Source organism: Nostoc sp., assembly GCF_041747015.1.
Lineage (GTDB): Bacteria > Cyanobacteriota > Cyanobacteriia > Cyanobacteriales > Nostocaceae > Nostoc.
Genome location: NZ_JBGTFY010000236.1, coordinates 1 through 17,729, shown reverse-complemented (window position 1 = coordinate 17,729; position 17,729 = coordinate 1). Strand labels below are relative to the sequence as shown.

The window sequence follows — 17,729 nt, the reverse complement described above, 5'->3', positions numbered from 1 at the left end:
GTTGTTTGAAAAGGGTTGGCTTGAGCCTCAAGTGCGACTCAGGAGCGCGATCTCAAATCCCAAAACTCCGATTCTCTCGTAGCAGTTTCTCGGTAGCCAGGGTAGTGAAACACACGCTTGAGGACTTTTCAAACATCCTCTCAGAATTGGTGTTGCTTCTTGTATTTCTGGTTTCGTTTTATGACTGGAAGTATCATCATTTTTTTCCGTTGACAGGTCAAGAGATATTTCCTCGGTTCCTGGTTTTGTCTTGAGAAAACGCAAAAAATCTAGTGTTTGGGTTAGTAGAATATCTGAGGATGATTCAATTTCTTGGAGCAGTAGTTCTTTAATATTCATCCTGCGTTTATTGATAAATGATGTTTTGCAGCTTATCGTAACAGTATTATACGAGTGCGATCGCGATGCTGACTTGATGGCATTATGGGGTATATCTGAGGTTGGGGTAAGAGGAACGAACCGCGAAGGCGCAAAGGGCGCGAAGGAAGAGGGGAGAGGAATACCTGTGACACAAAGTTTTTGTGATTATACTGTGTCAATGGTATTTAAAGGTGCATTATGGATGCTAAAGAACTTTTAGAGAAATACGCACAAGGTCAACGGAAGTTTGATTCAGTAAATCTGAGAGGAGTAGACCTCAAAGGTGCAAATCTGAGTTGTATAAACCTAAAAAGTGCAGATTTGACGGGAGCAGATTTGAATGATGCCAACCTGAGTGAGGCATATCTTGAAGGCACAAATCTTACCAGAGTATCTTTGATACGTGCAAATTTAAGTGGTTTAGTGGAAAGTTATCGTTTAAATTTGAGTTGGGCAGATTTAAATGGTACTGACTTCAGTAAGGCAAATATCAGTCATGGAAACTTAAGTAACGCTAGCTTGAAGAATGCAAACTTTAGTGAAGCAGTCCTGAATAACGCTAATTTCACTAACGCCAACCTAGATAACGCCAACTTGAGTGGAGCATCACTCAATTCTGCAAACTTAACCGACGCATCCTTGAATGAAGCAAAAGTCGTTAGAGCTAACCTCACTAGTGCTAATTTAAGTGGAGCTAACTTGTTTGGATCTGATTTGAGTCAAGCAAACCTAACTAGTGTGATACTCAAAGATACTAATTTGCAGGGAGCCAAGATTGGGGGTGTTAATTGGCAGCAAAAGGATTTGTCTGGTATGAATCTGGCTGAGGCTGATCTAGGTGCAGCAAATCTCATAGGCGTAAGTTTTAGAAACACCTGCCTAAAAGGGGCAAATTTAGAAAAAGCAGAACTGCAAAAAGTAGATTTGATGAACGCGAATCTAAACGAGGCAAACCTAAAGAAGGTAGATTTAACTGGAGCTAACATTTACGCAGCAAACCTTCAAGATGCTGACCTAACTGGTGCGATAATGCCAGATGGAGAAGTCTACAAGCCGATCGCAGCTGAAGCAGAAATCGGTAAACAAGAAACATCGTTAGAGAAAGTAATATCTATGACTCGTAAAGTAATTCGTACTGATAACGCACCCGCACCAGTCGGCCCTTATAATCAAGCGATCGCAGCTTCCGGTCAATTTGTATTCATAGCTGGACAAATTGCCATCGATCCCCGCCTTGGTGATGTCGTCTACACTGATGATGTCAAAAAGCAAACTGAGCAAGTAATAGCTAACCTTGAAGCCATTCTCACAGCAGCCGGTGCGACTTTTCAAGATGTCGTGAAAACCACTGTATTTCTAGCTGATATGAATGATTTTGCGGCGGTGAATGCCGTATATGCTAAATATTTCCCGGAAGATACAGCCCCAGCGCGGGCTTGTGTTCAGGTATCGCGCTTACCTAAAGATGTGTTAGTAGAAATTGATGCGATCGCTGTAATTGGCGGTTAGAAGGAACGTATCAATGAGCAAAATTTTAACGATTACATTTGATTGTTCTGGTTTGACTCTAAAAACTCCATCACTTCTTGTAGCACATCGGCTATATGTGGCTTTTCGCAAGCAATTACGTTGTCGAAAAGATGTTTATGGTGTGGCAAACTAGGCAAGTTGGGAAAGTGTGGTGTACTGTCATAACGAAAAATCAGAATATTTTGCTCATCTTGAAAGTGATAGCGGTAATCAATATATGTAATTTGATTATCTACAATAACAAAGGCTTCACTGACTGCCAGTAAATATTTGAGAGCGAAATGCATTCTAATGCGGAGATTAGCTCTCTGTGTCGTTAAAATTACTGCACTATATTCCTCAATGTATTTGTTAGAGCAGTTAAGTAAAAGTTGCTCAATTTCATCTAAATAGGCTTGGATAACTTTACGCGACATCTCTAAGCTTGCTCTTTATATCTTGGTGTAGAGCTAGATAATGTTGGTAATTGGCTGCCCATTCAACAAACACTTCATCGTCAGAAGTTTCGCCTTGACTATATTTGGCAAAAAACTCTTCGGAATTCATTTGGTATTTTATTTCATAGGTATTTAACTGTTTGGTAAGGGCAATCAGTGCATCTAATGGAGATGTATATTCGATGATTTGTTTACGCATTGATTTCTCCATTCAGTTTTAGGGCATACACTGTCATTTTTAGTCTCTAATTTCTGACTCTAGAAGCATCATATTGTAAATCTAGATAAAACTCTGTTAATTAGCTCTCAACAATAGTGATCGCTTCTACGACTTTGGGAATACTGAAGTTAAGAAACCTAAAGGAGTATTAAAAATGGCAGAAAATCGCATCAGTGCCAGCCTAGCCCCAGAAGGTCAACATCGAGCCTCAAAAGGTCAACGCATAAAAATTACCTAGAAAAAGTTTAGTAAATTACGAAATACAGCTTGTATATTTAGTAGTTATTCTGTAAACATTAGCGCCCCAAAATTAAATCTTGTAATGAACCCACAAAACAAGCCCAAAAGTCTACAAGATATTCTTAAGCAGCGTCAACAATCAGGTTTTGTGGGTCGTGAAGACCAAGTAAATCAATTTCGCCAAAATTTGAGTTTCCACCCAGAAGACGATCGCCATTTTTTTCTGTATAACGTTTGGGGTCAAGGTGGGGTTGGTAAAAGTACCCTGTTGCGGCAGTCTCAACCCGATTGCATAAAAATATAAAAATATTAAGCGATCGCCTTTAAATATGTGTCCTTTTGATGACAAAGTGTAGGCGTAGGTGTAGCCCACCGCAGGCATCGCTCAATGTAATTCTGTATAAATATAGTGGTATTAACTCAAAAAACTGGCTTTAATTAAAGCCAGTTTTTTGATTTTATTGCAAACTTCTAGCGGACTTTACGGCCGAGTATTAACGGAACACACTTGAGAAGATATTATTAAGCTTTGTCGTTTAAATGTCAAGATTTTATGAAGTATTTCCTCAAAGTTTGCCATTAAATATCGCTACTTCCCTTAAATTCTCATGCTGTGCTTCTAAACTCTTGTCAACAAAATGCTGATTCATCAACGCCGGAACTTGTGATGCTTGAATCCGGCTGTGACGGGTTTTGTCTGGCATAACTAGATTTGGCCCAGCTTTACAGTTTTTCATGCAGCCAGTGCCCTTGATTGTAACTTGGTCTTCTAAACCGCGATCGCTTAAAGCCGCTTCCAACGCCTGACAAACTGCTTTACCACCGCGTTTCATACAATCCGACTTTTGACATACCAAAATCGTAGCTTTAGTCTTAGCTGATTTTACCTTGACATGATCAATAGATGAGGGTTCTTGTGTTGGGGCGGTTTCAACTCTCCCCATCTCAGAACGCGCCGCCATGACACGTTCAGCTTTCAGTGTCAATTTGTCTTTTTTTATATCGTACTCTTTGTAACCAGCAACTTGTAGCCAAGTCCCAGGTTGTAACCGCAAGTCAAAAGCAGCCCGTAAATGTTTAGCAAGTTTAATGTAAGACTCACCCTCATGAGTCCTCAGCAGTAAGCCTTTAAGCTTGTAGCCATCTTTAATAACAAAATCTATAAACCTGCCTTCAAGGCAAAACTCTGATCCTTCTGTAACCTGGGATGCACTCATTTTTTTTACCTATTTTTAACTTGTACAAGCTATCAAGCGAGATATTCTCAGCAGCAGCTACAGATTACAACTGTTGGTAGCGACTTCTCCAGCAGCACTCAAGAGTCCAAAGCTGGTTTTGACGAGAGGCTGTAAATCGCCGGATCACACTCCAAAGTTGAACAGCCGCAGTCGGAGAGCTAATTTCAACTTTCAATGGCTGGTTAGGCGCACAACTACACGGAATGTCTAACTCCTTTAGGCGTTGATAGACTTGCCAGCGGTCTGCCCAATTCACCTCTACAAGGTGCTTTGTCTCTATTTCTGAACTAAATGATTTCAAGAGAATTGCCCTCAAAGTGCAACAAACTTGCAGTAACCACCGTAATTTAACTCCCTACTTTTTGAAGGTCTTATGAGTCTAGTTTCTTAAATAAGCATAGCTTAAGTGCAAACAATTCTCATTAATTTTGGAAAAAAATAAAATTTTTGCAGCGATCACATATCGATAGGGAGACAAGGAGAAAATTCTACACTGTCTTCCCCACTCCCTTGGAAAATATGCACACTTAAGTTTTCATGTCAACAATAATGATAAATGTTTGCAACTTGAGAGTATGCTCTCAAGTTGCAAACATTAAAATAAAGACTTTTAATAAGCAAAAATACAAAATATTGTGATGGTGAATCGGCTTGCTCTTAATTGTTAAAATGTTAATATGTAAAGAATAAGCAGTTAAAATCTATAACTGCTAAAGAGCGAGGAGAACAATGTCTGAAACGCAAACTTTGTTACGGAATTTTGGTCATGTATATGACAATCCCGTGTTACTGGATCACAGCGTAACTGCTCCAGTCACAGAAGGATTCAACGTTGTATTAGCTAGTTTCCAGGCACTGTACTTGCAGTACCAAAAGCATCATTTTGTAGTTGAGGGTTCAGAATTTTACTCTCTGCATGAGTTTTTTAACGAAAGCTACGACCAAGTACAAGACCACGTTCATGAAATTGGAGAACGCTTGGATGGACTAGGTGGTGTGCCAGTAGCGACCTTCAGCAAATTAGCAGAATTAACTTGTTTTGAGCAAGAATCTGAAGGCGTGTATTCCTCTCGCCAAATGGTAGAAAATGACCTAGCCGCAGAACAAGCCATTATTGGCGTAATTCGCCGCCAAGCCGCTCAGGCAGAGAGTTTAGGCGATCGAGGCACACGCTATCTGTACGAAAAGATTTTGTTGAAAACTGAGGAACGTGCTTATCATTTATCTCACTTCCTCGCTAAAGACAGCTTGACCTTAGCGTTTGTCCAAGCTGCTCAAAGCTAAAACTCTCATAATCTAGATTTGTCTACCTAGACTGAAAGAAAAATTTTGCAGCATTAGCTCTTAAAAAATTATAAAAAATGGCAGAGAACAGTATCCCTATTTCTCTGCCATTTTTAATCTAAATAAACATATTTATTTAATATATTTAACGTTGAAAATAATTGGCAATTAGCTACTTAATAAATATTTATAGTTAAGAAATTTATTTGTGCTGAATAATCAGATAGATATATGCCAAAATAAATCACCATCTGTTGCAAAATCTTACTAGCTTAAATAATAAATATTCGCAAAAGCTTTAGAAATTTGAGCATCACAATTAAATAAAATTAGGAATACAAAATAATTGTTGGGTATTGGGAATTGCTTATTTTCTTTGTCTCCCCACTCCCCACTCCCCACTCCCTCTCTGTCATCAAACTTAGAAAACTTAATAATAAAAAGGACGAGAGGGGGTAAAGACCCTTAAAATAATCAGGATTTGTATTCTCGTACTCCAAGACAACTACTATGCCCCGCCGTGACGACCTCCGAAAAATTCTACTGTTAGGCTCTGGCCCAATTGTGATCGGACAAGCCTGTGAGTTTGACTACTCTGGCACTCAAGCCTGCAAAGCGCTGCGAGAAGAAGGCTATGAGGTGGTTTTGGTCAACTCCAACCCTGCAACAATTATGACCGACCCGGAAACAGCCGATCGCACTTACATTGAGCCGCTGACACCGGAATTGGTCGAAAAAGTCATCGAGAAAGAACGCCCTGATGCTCTACTACCAACGATGGGAGGACAAACTGCCCTCAACCTCGCCGTTGCTTTAGCCAAAAATGGGGTGTTGGAAAAGTACGGCGTTGAGTTAATCGGCGCTAAACTACCAGCCATCGAAAAAGCCGAAGATCGAAAACTTTTCGGTCAAGCAATGGCCAGGATCGGCATAGCTGTATGTCCCAGCGACACAGCGGAATCTTTGGCAGAAGCCAAAGTTGTTGCCCGTAAAATTGGTAGTTATCCTTTAATTATTCGTCCAGCTTTCACAATGGGAGGAAGTGGCGGCGGTATTGCCTACAACCAAGAAGAATTTGAAGAAATGGCACAGGTAGGTATAGATGCCAGCCCAGTCTCGCAAATTCTCATTGACCAGTCTTTACTTGGCTGGAAAGAATACGAACTCGAAGTCATGCGTGATTTGGCAGATAACGTGGTGATTATCTGCTCCATCGAAAACCTCGACCCGATGGGCATCCACACCGGCGACTCGATTACCGTCGCTCCCGCGCAAACCCTTACAGATAAAGAATATCAAAGGCTGCGGGATATGGCAATTAAAATCATCCGCGAGATTGGTGTGGAAACTGGCGGTTCAAATATTCAATTTGCTGTCAATCCGGTTAATGGGGATGTAGTTGTAATTGAGATGAATCCCCGTGTTTCCCGCAGTTCAGCTTTATCTTCCAAAGCTACAGGTTTCCCGATCGCCAAAATTGCCGCCAAATTGGCTGTGGGCTACACCCTAAATGAAATTCAAAATGACATCACCAAGAAAACTCCCGCGTCCTTTGAGCCGACAATTGACTATGTGGTAACAAAAATCCCCCGCTTCGCCTTTGAAAAGTTCCCCGGTTCCGATCCAGTGCTGACAACCCAAATGAAGTCAGTCGGGGAAGCAATGGCAATTGGGCGGACATTCAACGAATCCTTCCAAAAGGCGTTGCGATCGCTCGAAACCGGACGCGCTGGCTGGGGTTGTGATAAAGCCGAAAAATTACCTAGTGGTGAACAAATTCGCGCTCAACTGCGGACACCTAATCCCGATCGCATTTTCGCGGTGCGCCATGCCTTGCAGCAAGGGATGACCATTGAAGAAATCTACGAACTCACTGGTATTGACCGCTGGTTCTTAGATAAATTGCAACAATTGCTAGATGTGGAGAAATTCCTCAAGCGGACACCTTTGCAGCAATTGACAAAAGAGCAACTTTATGAAGTGAAGCGGGACGGATATAGCGATCGCCAGATTGCTTATGCCACCAAAACCACCGAAGATGAAGTTCGCACCTACCGCAAGTCACTAGGGATTATCCCCGTTTACAAAACCGTAGATACCTGCGCTGCTGAGTTTGAAGCGTTTACCCCCTACTACTATTCTACCTACGAAGAAGAAACAGAGGTATTGCCAGCAACCAAGCCAAAAGTGTTGATTTTGGGTGGTGGCCCCAACCGCATTGGCCAGGGAATTGAGTTTGATTATTGTTGTTGTCATGCCGCCTATGCTTTGAAGGCAGCGGGGTATGAGACGATTATGGTCAACTCTAACCCAGAGACAGTTTCGACAGATTATGATACCAGCGATCGCCTTTACTTTGAGCCGTTAACAAAAGAAGATGTTCTTAACATCATCGAAACTGAAAATCCAGTCGGGGTGATCATCCAGTTTGGCGGACAAACCCCGCTGAAGCTGGCTATTCCTTTACAAGAGTTTCTCAGCAATAACACTTCAGGACTGCTCACTAAAATCTGGGGTACATCACCAGATTCTATCGACATGGCAGAAAACCGGGAGCGGTTTGAAAAGATTCTCCAACAGTTGAATATTGCTCAACCGCCCAATGGTATCGCCCGTACTTACGAAGATGCGCTGATTGTCGCCAAACGAATTGGCTATCCGGTGGTGGTGCGTCCTAGCTATGTGTTAGGGGGACGGGCGATGGAAATCGTTTATTCTGATACAGAGTTGGAACGCTACATGAGTTTTGCGGTACTGGTGGAACCAGAACACCCGATTTTGATTGATAAGTTTTTGGAAAATGCCATCGAAGTGGATGTTGATGCGATCGCTGATCACACCGGACGAGTCGTGATTGGTGGCATCATGGAACACATCGAACAAGCAGGAATTCACTCAGGAGATTCCGCTTGTTCCTTACCCACCATTTCCCTATCACCAGCAGTTCTCAATCAAATTCGCACTTGGACGGTGCAGCTAGCACAAGCGCTGTCAGTCGTGGGGTTGATGAATATTCAATTTGCCGTTGTTGGCGCAAGTGGCTATTCTCCCCAAGTTTACATTCTGGAAGCCAACCCCCGCGCCTCCCGTACAGTCCCTTTTGTTTCTAAAGCAACGGGCGTACAGTTGGCGAAATTAGCATCCTTAATTATGTCGGGTAAAACTTTAGAGGAGCTACATTTCACAGAGGAAGTCATTCCCACGCATATTGCCGTCAAAGAAGCAGTATTACCCTTTAATAAATTCCCAGGAACTGATACGATATTAGGCCCAGAAATGCGCTCCACTGGTGAGGTGATGGGGATTGACAGCGACTTTGGGCGGGCTTTTGCCAAAGCAGAATTAGGTGCTGGAGAGCGTTTACCACTGACGGGAACCGTATTTGTATCAATGAGCGATCGCGATAAAGCGTCTGCCGGTGCTGTGGTGAAGGAATTTATCGATTTGGGCTTTAAAGTTATGGCTACCCTTGGTACACGGCAAGTTCTTCTAGAACAGGGGTTAAATATTGAGTTGGTGCTAAAACTCCATGAAGGCCGTCCCCATGTCCTAGATGCAATCAAAAACCAGAAAATTCAACTCATTATCAACACACCATCAGGGGAAGAAGCTCACACTGATGCTAGGTTAATCCGCCGCACAGCCTCAGCTTACAAAATTCCCATTATTACTACCATCGCCGGCGCAAAAGCTACCGTCGCCGCCATCCGTTCTTTACAAAATACAACTTTGGACGTAAAAACCATCCAAGAATACTGTGCGATCGTGAGGGAGTAGGGAGTGGGGAGTGGGGGGGGACAAGGAGAATAACCATGCCCCATGCCCCATGCCCCATGCCCCATGCCCAATGCCCAATGCTCAATACCCAATGCCCAATGCCTCAGAAAGATTAAACAATTCTTATAAGATAATGATTATAGTTCTCAGTAAGATATCTTAACAAATATGAGGAAGCTTATTTGAACGAGATAATTTCTTAAATTGACTACTAGTCAGCTTTGAGAGAAAGGTCTATATTGCATGACCTGGAGCATCCAGGAAATTTAATGTAGCTATATAGCCAAAACATTCTCATAAATGTTACAATTATTAATAAGGTTCCAATAAAAAAATGTTTAAGAAGCTACCTTTTATCTAACTGTAGATACTTGTGGAAAGTAGGAAATAACTGTAACTTCTAGCAGTTAAGAAGCCCAAATTGATTATTATGAGCGCTACGTGTTTATCGGGCGCGTAAGTTGCCAATCGTAGTATGGGTTCCCAGTCTGACTGGGTAGCACCCAACAAAGTATCTATCCCTTAATGACCCTACCGCCAAATCCATCATTACCAAAGAGTAGCGCCATGAAGACCGCTCAAACAGCCACAGACCTCGTGCGGACATACCTGCGTGAGATTGGCCGTGTGCCACTCTTAACACACGAGGAGGAGATTTTCTATGGTAAACAAGTGCAACGTTTTAGCGCTTTGCACGAATCGAGGGAATATCTTATCATTCAGTTAGGTCGTCAACCGACTCTAGAAGAGTGGGCAAAAGCGACAAATCTAGAACCAGCAGAGTTGAACGAAGCGATCGCTGATGGTGAGATTGCCAAGCGTAAGATGGTAGAAGCCAATTTGCGGCTGGTAGTCTCCGTTGCCAAAAAATACATAAAACGCAACGTCGATTTACTAGACTTGATTCAAGAAGGTAGTATTGGTATGCAACGGGGTGTAGAAAAGTTTGACCCCACCAAAGGCTACAGGTTTTCTACCTATGCCTATTGGTGGATTCGGCAAGCTATCACCCGTGCTATAGCCGAAAAAGCTCGCACCATTCGCCTGCCTATCCACATAACCGAAAAATTAAATAAAATTAAAAAAGCACAGCGTCAATTGTCTCAAAAATTGGGACGCGCTCCTACACCTGGTGAGCTAGCCGAAGAGCTAGAATTAACTCCCAAACAAGTCCGAGAGTATCTAGAAAAGGCGCGTTTGCCCCTTTCCTTAGATTTGCGGCTGGGTGATAATTACGACACCGAACTCGGAGAAATGCTGGAAGATCCAGGAGCTTCTCCAGAAGAGTTTGTTATGCAAGCTTCCCTATCTTATGACTTAGATCGGTTGATGGGCGACCTGACGCCACAACAAAGGGAAGTAATTACCCTGCGCTTTGGGTTAACTGATGGGCAAGCGCTGACTCTTGCAAGAATCGGTGAAATACTGAATATCAGCCGCGAACGAGTCCGACAAATTGAGCGGGAAGCCTTAACCAAACTTCGGAAGTCTAAAGCGAATATGGATGAATATTTGGCAAGTTAGTGATTAGTCGCCGTACCGCTGCGCGAACAGGGAAGCAAGCTACGCGCAGCGTCTTCCTTAGGAGAGGTGGAGAAGTTCTAATCGCGCAAGCCTCCGCTTAGACTTCTCTATTTGTCACTATTTATTTACAAAGGATAAATGATCAATTGGTGAGAAAATACGCTGCCTTTGGTACGGTTACACCGACTTACACAACAAAGCTAGCTTGTTACATTAGTTTGCAGGAAGACAAATATGCTAGCTAAGTCAAATCCAAGACAAGCATTCAGTATTAAAATCACAAACACCGCAGCCAGCAGTGGTAGTTAAGGTAGGTAAAAAATGAGTAACTCATCCAATCGCGTCTCAGAATTTTTCAATAGCGAATCAGAAACTAGCGATTTACTATGGCAGTACGTCAAATCTTTGAGTCCGGAAACAGTTACTAAGCTATCCAAACCCACGTCTGCCGAGGTTTTTCAGGTAATGGAACGTAATATTACCGGACTGTTGGGAAATCTACCTTCAGAACACTTTGGCGTTACTGTAACCACAAATCGGGAAAATTTAGGTCGGCTTCTCGCCTCTGCGATGATTAGTGGTTATTTCTTGCGTAATGCTGAACAGAGAATGGATTTTGAAATCTCTCTACAAGGAACTGAAAATAACAATAGCGAAATTGACTAGAAATGCAAAATTTGGGAAATTCTATATTGTTGGGCTGATAGCTAGTCGTAGCCACGGCGATATGAATTGAAAATAAGCCTTTGGCAAATCTTTGGTCTAATTCCAAATCAGGCATCAGCTAAATTTTTTGAAAAAATCTCAAACAGTGACGAATTAATACAGAAATTTGAACCAAAAGGAGCGCAGAGGTTGTTGGAGAGTAACGAGGGAACTTTTGGATTTGGTTATCTACAGGTGTATTTCTAAATGATTAATACATATTTGTGGATAAACTAATAGGGATAAATGAACTTCGCAATAAATCTAAACTCGGCAGAGTTAAAACTAGTCTGCCGAGTTTTGTTATTAATCATTAGTCTCCCTTATCTCCGCCTCTTGTCAATCAATATTATGAGTGAAATCACCTCTCTCCCACCCCATAAAATCATTGGTGTTGCCGTAATTTGGAACGATCAAGAGCAAATTTTAATTGATCGCCGTCGTCCAGAAGGAGTGATGGGTGGTTTGTGGGAATTTCCTGGTGGTAAAATTGAGCCTGGTGAAACTATCAGCGAGTGTATTCAACGGGAAATTTCCGAAGAACTGGGAATAGTGATTGAAGTGGGAGAGCATCTGATCACTATTGATCACACTTATACAGACTTGCGCGTTACCCTCACAGTACATCATTGCCGCCATATTACAGGTATTCCCCAACCTTTAGAATGCGATGAAATTCGCTGGGTAAGCTTGGAAGAACTCGAAAAGTTCACTTTTCCGAAAGCGAATATTCAAATTATTGCTGCTTTAAAAGAGAATAGGGACTAGGAAAGATTTTTTGAATACTCAATGTCCAATCCCCAATACCGTAACAATCTATTAATTGCATCAGGTTGAGTCCCGTAATTTTCTACAATAAGCGGAGAGACTTTGATAAAAGGTGTGAGTCAAACAGATGCCTAAAACCGTTGCTGATGTGATGAGCCACGATCCAATTGTCGTGCGATCGCAAACCCCGCTCAAGGAAGCTATCCAAATTCTCGCAGAACGCCATATCAGCGGACTCCCTGTTGTGGATGATGTTGGTAAATTGGTGGGCATTATCTCGGAAACCGATTTGATGTGGCAAGAAACTGGTGTTACTCCACCTGCATATATCATGTTTCTTGATAGCGTTATTTATTTAAAAAATCCTGCTACATATGAACGTGACTTGCACAAGGCATTAGGGCAAACCGTTGGTGAGGTGATGAGTAAAAACCCGATCACTATTTCCCCTGATAAAACTTTAAGGGAAGCTGCTACAATCATGCACGATCGCAGCGTTCACCGCTTGCCAGTACTTGACAGTGCGGATCAAGTAATTGGTATCCTGACTCGTGGTGATATTATTCGGGCAATGGCAGCCAGTCAAGATTAGTCAGTTGTTATTAGTCATTAGTTATAGCGGTTCTCAGTTGAGTGAGGTACAAGAACCCCACCCCCTCCCCGCTCTTCGAGAGGGGGCTATGATGTACCTCATGTGATTAGGAAACGCTATAAAAGTTTTGTGACACTTGACTAATGACTCTTTTTTTTACACTTTTGAAAATTAAGGATAACTAAATGAGCATTACTCCGGAGTCTGTTAAGCAATTGCTCAGTTCTGAGGATTTAGGCGATCGCCTGCGAGCAGTAAATCAAATCCGTCAACTGGAACCTGCGATCGGCTTTGAATTGATTCAAAGTGCCATTGGCGATCGCAATTCCCGTGTCCGTTACTCAGCGGTGAGTCAAATGGATACACTCGGAGGGCAGAATTTACAGTTATCTTTGGATATTTTACGCGATCGCTTGCTTAATGACCCCGAAGTAGATGTACAAGCAGCAGCAGCAGACTGTTTGGGCGCTCTTAAGTTACATGAAGCTTTTGAAGACTTGCAGCAACTCTACCATACAACCCCTGAATGGCTAATACAATTCAGTATTATTGCTACATTAGGAGAGTTGGGCGATCCACGAGCTTTTGAACTACTCAAACAGGCACTCTCATCAGATAATGAATTAGTCCAAACTGCTGCTATTAGTTCTCTTGGTGAGTTGGGAAATATAGAAGCAGTTCCCCTCTTGGCTCCTTATGCTACTAATCCAGATTGGCAAATCCGTTACAGAGTTGTACAAGCCTTGATTCATTTAGGTAGTGCAGAAGCTAAATCTATATTAGAAACTCTGGCTAATGATGAAGTAGAAGCGATCGCAACTGAAGCTAGAAAATCTTTGCAGTCAGCTTAAATCTATACCTTAGACAAGCTAACGATTAAAACAGCCCCTCTACAGCCTTTCTTTTAAGTTTCTGTACTCCTAAACCCCTTTCCGATTGTGGAGGGGTTTTTATTTTTCAAAAATCAGACCAATAGCTTATAGCGCAATACGCTTGGGTTAAGTCTTAATCCTCCTAACGGGACTTAAAAAGGAGGAAATTGAGCCGCTCTTTTCAAGGGGCTTGGGGATCTTCCGGGGCAAAATATTTCTCTCCGAGTCGCCGAGGGACAGACTTGAACCAAAGTTCAAGGCAGGGAGAGGTTTGTCGAACTCACCTTAATTTTAAGTTTATTGTTTTTTAAATTCCTTTATAAAAAATTTTTGATTTTTGAGTAAAGATAGAGTAAAAAATTTATCCTGGTATTATTTGTTACTTTTTAATAAAATTCGATGTAATAAAAAATCTTCGTTACCCGTATTTATTCTATCAATATTTATATTGAGCCATTCATTGGTAAAGATTATGTGAACAATGTACGGGAGTAGATGCACTTAGGTAAATTCCTAGTTAATATACGAATATACCAAGGAAGACGCACTAAACGTTTACCTAAAGTATTACTAATTACAGGAGAGAATCTCATGAAAAAGTTCACTATTCTAGCTGCTACACTTGCCGCATCAACTCTGAGCTTAAGTCTAGTTGGTGGTATATCTAAAGCTCAAGCTGTTTCTTTAGTTCCTACAACAGAAGGGGAAATTCAGCTCACAAATCCCATTTGTTTTACTGGTACTTGTATTGATACCGTGCCTTATGGTTATACAGTAAGCAGTGAAAGTTATAATACAGCCTACTTGCCAAGTTTGTTATTTAGTGATGATAGTGCAACAAACAATAATTATGGTAGTTTTTCATTCGATAAAATAGATGGAGGAACTAACCCAATTGCAGGGCAAAATTGGTTCCGTCCTGTAGCTAGAAATTCTGACGGTGGTTTAGTTGAAGATGGTAAGTTAGAAGTTGGTCAGTTCAGATTTGACTTTACTAGCCAAATTAGCGAGTTAGTACTATCATTCTTTGATGTGGAAGACATAGGTACTTCTATTGTGCAAGTTAATGGTAATCCTTTTGCAGGAATAATTTCTCCAGGTGGTAATAGCAATATCCAAAAAGTTACCCTGACAAATGTCAATTCCTTTGAGGTCAAACTGGGTAATATTGGTGGTATATTCACCACTGGTGATGGTGTTCGCTTGGACGTTAATAAAACTGTACCTGAACCAGGAACCGCTATGAGTTTAGCTGTTTTGGGATTAGCAGCTTTGTCCGGCTTACAAAAACGCAAAAAGGCTTCACAAACAGTTTAAGCTTTAGGTCGCAACGCTCAAATTCAAAATTAAAAAAATAATTGATTTTGAATTTAACTCTTTGAATATAAAATTTATCCAGTTTTGTGCCTCTGTTTTTCTAGAGAATACTTTTCTTTCACTTTTAAGTGGGGTAAAAAAGAATAACTAATTATGACAATTAGTTATTCTTTTCTACTCCATTTTTTTGTCTGCCTAAATCTAGTTGTAGTGGAAAATTTTTGATTAATTTCTAAGTACTAAATACTTGTGACCAAGTTGTTACTAGAAAAACTGTAACTGCTGCGATCGCTAACAACCCTTGAATCAAATTTCCAACCAAAGATCCGACTACAATTCCTATACCCGCCTTAACCGCCAACCCTAATTCACGTCGGTAAAGATACTCACCAATAATTGCTCCCAAAAGCGGCCCTAGTAAAATTCCTAACAGTGGACCCCCGAAAGGCAATGTAGGTAATAATCCCAAAAATCCCACTACCAAACCGACAATTGCGCCAATTTGCCCCCACTTGCTGGCTCCAGCTTGTCTTGCTCCCACATAGCTAGCTAAAAAATCCACTCCAATACTGAGAAACAAAACGATAATTGTCACAATTAGGGGAATCTTGATCGCCGCAAAGGAATTACTAACGACTCCCCAGATGATAATTGCGATTAAAATTAAACTGCTACCAGGAATGGCAGGAACCACAGCACCAATGATACCCACAAGCATTACGGCAACTAATAGCCAATAAATAATTTGCATAGATAGGGTTGTAAATTTCCAAATTTCCGAATATGGGTACACATCTGTGCGCCCCTACTGTATATTCTATCTGGGCAAGATGGTGACAAATGCTTAGTACTACCTTTCACAAGGGACTTAAGCCCCAAGTCTTGTTAATTGAGATAGTAGCTGGATTTGCGCCGTGCTTACTAGGTTTGTGTAGCCGCGCCTTCCTGTCGCCTAATGCTTCCTAAACTGCTATTTGAAAGCTCAAAATCCATGACGAGAAAAATATTAACTGGACTAAGTTCCGAAACCTACGAACACCCCTTTGATCGCAAAGCTTTAGCTTCTTTGCAAAATATGCCCGGTGTCTCCTTGCTACTCAAAAAAATTAACGAATACGGCATAGATCGCTTACTCAGACTGCAAAGCCTCGGTAGTGAAATCAGAATTTCGCCCCGTAATTTTCCCCAATTACATCAAGCACTTGTAGAAACCTGCCAAATTCTTGATGTTGCTCCACTTCCTGAACTGTATCTGTTTCGAGGTACAGGTTACATTCAAACCTATATTGTTGGGGTAGAAAAACCTATTGTCGGTATCAATTTAGATGCAATGGAGTGGCTTGGCACGAATGAGTTGCTTTACGTTTTGGGACACGAAGTTACTCGGATTAAAAGTCACGATATGGTTTATCACCAAATGGCAATTGTTATGCCAACTTTGAAAAATTTGTTGAGCAGTAACACATTTGGGTTTGGTGGCTTGGTAGCCAGTGGAGTGGAATTGGCTTTGTATAATTGGCGAATGATGTCCAGGTTCAGTGCTGATCGTGCTGGTTTGTTGGCTTGTCAGGATGTTGGTGTGGCAACCACTACACTAATGAAACTTGCAGGTTTGCCACATGATTATTTGACTACTCCTGTAATCGAAGATTTCCTTGCCCAAGCCCGCGAGTTTGCATCCAATAATTTTGATAATCTGGATCAGATCACAAAAATATTAAGTTACACGGAATCTGGGCTTTCTTGGGTAGTTATGCGGACTGGCGAGTTATTAAAATGGGTTGATTCAGGAGAATATGATAATTTAATTCAACAAACAAATTTAAAGACACCGGAAGAATCTGAAGAAAAAGAAGGAAAGACACCGGAAGAAAAGGAAGGGTGGAATTTTTTAACTTCTTGGTGACTTAATAATTCGTAATTCGTAATTAATTATAGATAGGAGCAAGTCAATTTGAGGTAATAATTACAAATTATTGTGATAGATGACCAACCCTAATTTAGGTTAGGTTGCTTAGTTGGATAAAGTCGAGCTAAGAGTAACGGCTAATTTATCAGCAATTCCGGCAATCCAATTTTCATCTTGTTTGGTGTAACTGCGAGGAGCATTTGCTGCCAAAATTAAAACACCTTGGTTGCCAATAGGTTGACAAATTACACCTTGGGTATTTTCTGGTAAATAATCAAATTCAAGCCTACCTGGATATATTTTTAGCGCAACTAGATAAATCGGCTTTTGTTTTTCGAGTACTTGTTTTAAGATTACTCCTGGTACAACTTCAGATTTAGTACCCAGAATCCCGCGACGCAACAAAACTTTACCTTCATAAAAAACCACAAGCGATCGCGTTACTGTATTAGTCAACAATAAATGAGATGCCCAGGCTAGCTCAATTTTCACGGCTTCTGGTAAGTCTGCTGCTAGTACAAAACCTTCTTCTCCAATTAGTTCTACAGTATCAGGCGATCGCGGCTGAACTTGCTGCCAAATTAAACCCGTCAAAATTAACACTGCGCTCAAAATCACACCCACCACATCACCACGCGATTGGGATTGAGTTAATTCTGGTGTCAACAAACGGTTAATTAGCAAAAGCACAGCGCCTAGCCCACCGACGACAATGGGTAGACGCCGTAAAACTCGATTAGGATCAGGTTTAGTCATTGGTTATTGGGCATGGGGCATGGGGCATGGGGTATTGGGCATTGGGCATTGGGCATTAATTAGTTAGGGCTTGCTGAATAAGTCTCCAGAGCGAATCTAGAAGCCACACAGCTTACAAAATAGTAGTTTCGTCGCTTAGTTTCCCAATTTGCCCGGCGCTCGCCGACGAAAGTGCAAGGTTTTTGAACCTCTGGATGCTA

At 41.5% G+C, this 17,729-nt stretch carries 19 protein-coding genes; 12 read left to right on the top strand and 7 right to left on the bottom strand.

What is annotated here, in order from left to right:
* Positions 1-27: 27 nt before the first annotated feature.
* Positions 28-339, bottom strand: coding sequence for a hypothetical protein (locus tag ACEW80_RS19165; protein ID WP_373528114.1), 312 nt, complete (start codon positions 337-339; stop codon positions 28-30).
* Positions 340-364: 25 nt separating this feature from the next.
* Here ACEW80_RS19165 and ACEW80_RS19160 point away from each other — a divergent pair, with 25 nt between their 5' ends.
* Together ACEW80_RS19160 and ACEW80_RS19155 are read left to right on the top strand one after the other, a co-directional pair.
* Positions 365-580 carry a hypothetical protein gene (locus tag ACEW80_RS19160; protein WP_373528113.1) on the top strand — a complete coding sequence of 72 codons (216 nt, stop codon included), beginning with the start codon at positions 365-367 and terminating at the stop codon, positions 578-580.
* Positions 559-1,869: a Rid family detoxifying hydrolase gene (locus ACEW80_RS19155; protein WP_373528112.1), complete on the top strand. Its 1,311-nt coding sequence runs from the start codon at positions 559-561 to the stop codon at positions 1,867-1,869. The genes ACEW80_RS19160 and ACEW80_RS19155 overlap by 22 nt, the downstream gene beginning before the upstream one ends.
* Before the next feature lie 32 nt (positions 1,870-1,901).
* On the opposite strand, the gene tumE is transcribed toward ACEW80_RS19155, so the two are convergent.
* Both tumE and tumA read right to left on the bottom strand, forming a co-directional pair.
* A complete protein-coding gene (gene tumE, locus ACEW80_RS19150; RefSeq protein WP_373528111.1) occupies positions 1,902-2,306 on the bottom strand; it encodes a toxin TumE in 405 nt (134 codons plus the stop codon).
* Positions 2,296-2,526, bottom strand: coding sequence for an antitoxin TumA (tumA, locus tag ACEW80_RS19145; RefSeq protein ID WP_196515916.1), 231 nt, complete (start codon positions 2,524-2,526; stop codon positions 2,296-2,298). The genes tumE and tumA overlap by 11 nt, the downstream gene beginning before the upstream one ends.
* 343 nt (positions 2,527-2,869) lie before the next feature.
* Here tumA and ACEW80_RS19140 point away from each other — a divergent pair, with 343 nt between their 5' ends.
* Positions 2,870-3,091: an ATP-binding protein gene (locus tag ACEW80_RS19140; RefSeq protein WP_373528110.1), complete on the top strand. Its 222-nt coding sequence runs from the start codon at positions 2,870-2,872 to the stop codon at positions 3,089-3,091.
* A 262-nt stretch (positions 3,092-3,353) separates the two neighbouring features.
* Here ACEW80_RS19140 and ACEW80_RS19135 read toward each other — a convergent pair whose 3' ends face one another.
* Complete coding sequence (locus ACEW80_RS19135; RefSeq protein ID WP_373528109.1) at positions 3,354-4,004, bottom strand: (2Fe-2S) ferredoxin domain-containing protein; 651 nt, start codon at positions 4,002-4,004, stop codon at positions 3,354-3,356.
* A gap of 64 nt (positions 4,005-4,068) precedes the next feature.
* Entirely contained in the window at positions 4,069-4,326 is a 258-nt protein-coding gene (locus ACEW80_RS19130; protein ID WP_373528108.1) for an Asr1405/Asl0597 family protein, read from the bottom strand.
* 428 nt (positions 4,327-4,754) lie between these two features.
* Here ACEW80_RS19130 and ACEW80_RS19125 point away from each other — a divergent pair, with 428 nt between their 5' ends.
* From ACEW80_RS19125 to ACEW80_RS19090, 8 genes are all read left to right on the top strand, one after another.
* The gene (locus ACEW80_RS19125) at positions 4,755-5,309 is read left to right on the top strand and encodes a Dps family protein (RefSeq protein ID WP_292766430.1); all 555 of its coding nucleotides are present in this window, start codon (positions 4,755-4,757) and stop codon (positions 5,307-5,309) included.
* A 510-nt stretch (positions 5,310-5,819) separates the two neighbouring features.
* Positions 5,820-9,086: a carbamoyl-phosphate synthase large subunit gene (carB, locus tag ACEW80_RS19120; RefSeq protein WP_373528107.1), complete on the top strand. Its 3,267-nt coding sequence runs from the start codon at positions 5,820-5,822 to the stop codon at positions 9,084-9,086.
* Between the two features lie 567 nt (positions 9,087-9,653).
* Complete coding sequence (locus tag ACEW80_RS19115; protein ID WP_373528106.1) at positions 9,654-10,610, top strand: RNA polymerase sigma factor, RpoD/SigA family; 957 nt, start codon at positions 9,654-9,656, stop codon at positions 10,608-10,610.
* A gap of 321 nt (positions 10,611-10,931) precedes the next feature.
* Positions 10,932-11,276 (top strand): DUF760 domain-containing protein, encoded by a 345-nt coding sequence (locus ACEW80_RS19110; protein WP_373528105.1) that lies wholly within the window; start codon positions 10,932-10,934, stop codon positions 11,274-11,276.
* Between the two features lie 390 nt (positions 11,277-11,666).
* A complete protein-coding gene (gene mutT, locus ACEW80_RS19105; RefSeq protein WP_373528104.1) occupies positions 11,667-12,083 on the top strand; it encodes an 8-oxo-dGTP diphosphatase MutT in 417 nt (138 codons plus the stop codon).
* 127 nt (positions 12,084-12,210) lie between these two features.
* Positions 12,211-12,675 (top strand): CBS domain-containing protein, encoded by a 465-nt coding sequence (locus ACEW80_RS19100; protein ID WP_373528103.1) that lies wholly within the window; start codon positions 12,211-12,213, stop codon positions 12,673-12,675.
* 185 nt (positions 12,676-12,860) lie between these two features.
* Positions 12,861-13,526: a phycobilisome degradation protein NblB gene (gene nblB, locus ACEW80_RS19095; RefSeq protein ID WP_373528102.1), complete on the top strand. Its 666-nt coding sequence runs from the start codon at positions 12,861-12,863 to the stop codon at positions 13,524-13,526.
* A 612-nt stretch (positions 13,527-14,138) separates the two neighbouring features.
* On the top strand, positions 14,139-14,864 hold the full coding sequence (locus ACEW80_RS19090; protein ID WP_373528101.1) for an LEVG family PEP-CTERM protein: 726 nt from the start codon (positions 14,139-14,141) through the stop codon (positions 14,862-14,864).
* A gap of 232 nt (positions 14,865-15,096) precedes the next feature.
* Here ACEW80_RS19090 and ACEW80_RS19085 read toward each other — a convergent pair whose 3' ends face one another.
* Positions 15,097-15,615 carry a DUF456 domain-containing protein gene (locus tag ACEW80_RS19085; RefSeq protein WP_373528100.1) on the bottom strand — a complete coding sequence of 173 codons (519 nt, stop codon included), beginning with the start codon at positions 15,613-15,615 and terminating at the stop codon, positions 15,097-15,099.
* A gap of 240 nt (positions 15,616-15,855) precedes the next feature.
* Between ACEW80_RS19085 and ACEW80_RS19080 the strand changes: the two genes are divergently transcribed.
* Positions 15,856-16,770 (top strand): M48 family metallopeptidase, encoded by a 915-nt coding sequence (locus tag ACEW80_RS19080; protein ID WP_373528099.1) that lies wholly within the window; start codon positions 15,856-15,858, stop codon positions 16,768-16,770.
* A 108-nt stretch (positions 16,771-16,878) separates the two neighbouring features.
* Here the strand turns inward: ACEW80_RS19080 and ACEW80_RS19075 are convergent, their stop codons facing one another.
* Entirely contained in the window at positions 16,879-17,529 is a 651-nt protein-coding gene (locus ACEW80_RS19075) for a cofactor assembly of complex C subunit B (RefSeq protein WP_373528098.1), read from the bottom strand.
* Positions 17,530-17,729: the final 200 nt, after the last annotated feature.

Coding starts and splice junctions, on each gene's coding strand:
- ACEW80_RS19100 (WP_373528103.1), top strand. CDS start 12,211: ATGCCTAAAACCGTTGCTGATGTGATGAGCCACGATCCAATTGTCGTG.
- ACEW80_RS19140 (WP_373528110.1), top strand. CDS start 2,870: ATGAACCCACAAAACAAGCCCAAAAGTCTACAAGATATTCTTAAGCAG.
- tumA (WP_196515916.1), bottom strand. CDS start 2,526: ATGCGTAAACAAATCATCGAATATACATCTCCATTAGATGCACTGATT.
- tumE (WP_373528111.1), bottom strand. CDS start 2,306: ATGTCGCGTAAAGTTATCCAAGCCTATTTAGATGAAATTGAGCAACTT.
- ACEW80_RS19125 (WP_292766430.1), top strand. CDS start 4,755: ATGTCTGAAACGCAAACTTTGTTACGGAATTTTGGTCATGTATATGAC.
- ACEW80_RS19090 (WP_373528101.1), top strand. CDS start 14,139: ATGAAAAAGTTCACTATTCTAGCTGCTACACTTGCCGCATCAACTCTG.
- ACEW80_RS19115 (WP_373528106.1), top strand. CDS start 9,654: ATGAAGACCGCTCAAACAGCCACAGACCTCGTGCGGACATACCTGCGT.
- carB (WP_373528107.1), top strand. CDS start 5,820: ATGCCCCGCCGTGACGACCTCCGAAAAATTCTACTGTTAGGCTCTGGC.
- ACEW80_RS19080 (WP_373528099.1), top strand. CDS start 15,856: ATGACGAGAAAAATATTAACTGGACTAAGTTCCGAAACCTACGAACAC.
- nblB (WP_373528102.1), top strand. CDS start 12,861: ATGAGCATTACTCCGGAGTCTGTTAAGCAATTGCTCAGTTCTGAGGAT.
- ACEW80_RS19110 (WP_373528105.1), top strand. CDS start 10,932: ATGAGTAACTCATCCAATCGCGTCTCAGAATTTTTCAATAGCGAATCA.
- ACEW80_RS19135 (WP_373528109.1), bottom strand. CDS start 4,004: ATGAGTGCATCCCAGGTTACAGAAGGATCAGAGTTTTGCCTTGAAGGC.
- mutT (WP_373528104.1), top strand. CDS start 11,667: ATGAGTGAAATCACCTCTCTCCCACCCCATAAAATCATTGGTGTTGCC.
- ACEW80_RS19075 (WP_373528098.1), bottom strand. CDS start 17,529: ATGACTAAACCTGATCCTAATCGAGTTTTACGGCGTCTACCCATTGTC.
- ACEW80_RS19165 (WP_373528114.1), bottom strand. CDS start 339: ATGAATATTAAAGAACTACTGCTCCAAGAAATTGAATCATCCTCAGAT.
- ACEW80_RS19155 (WP_373528112.1), top strand. CDS start 559: ATGGATGCTAAAGAACTTTTAGAGAAATACGCACAAGGTCAACGGAAG.
- ACEW80_RS19085 (WP_373528100.1), bottom strand. CDS start 15,615: ATGCAAATTATTTATTGGCTATTAGTTGCCGTAATGCTTGTGGGTATC.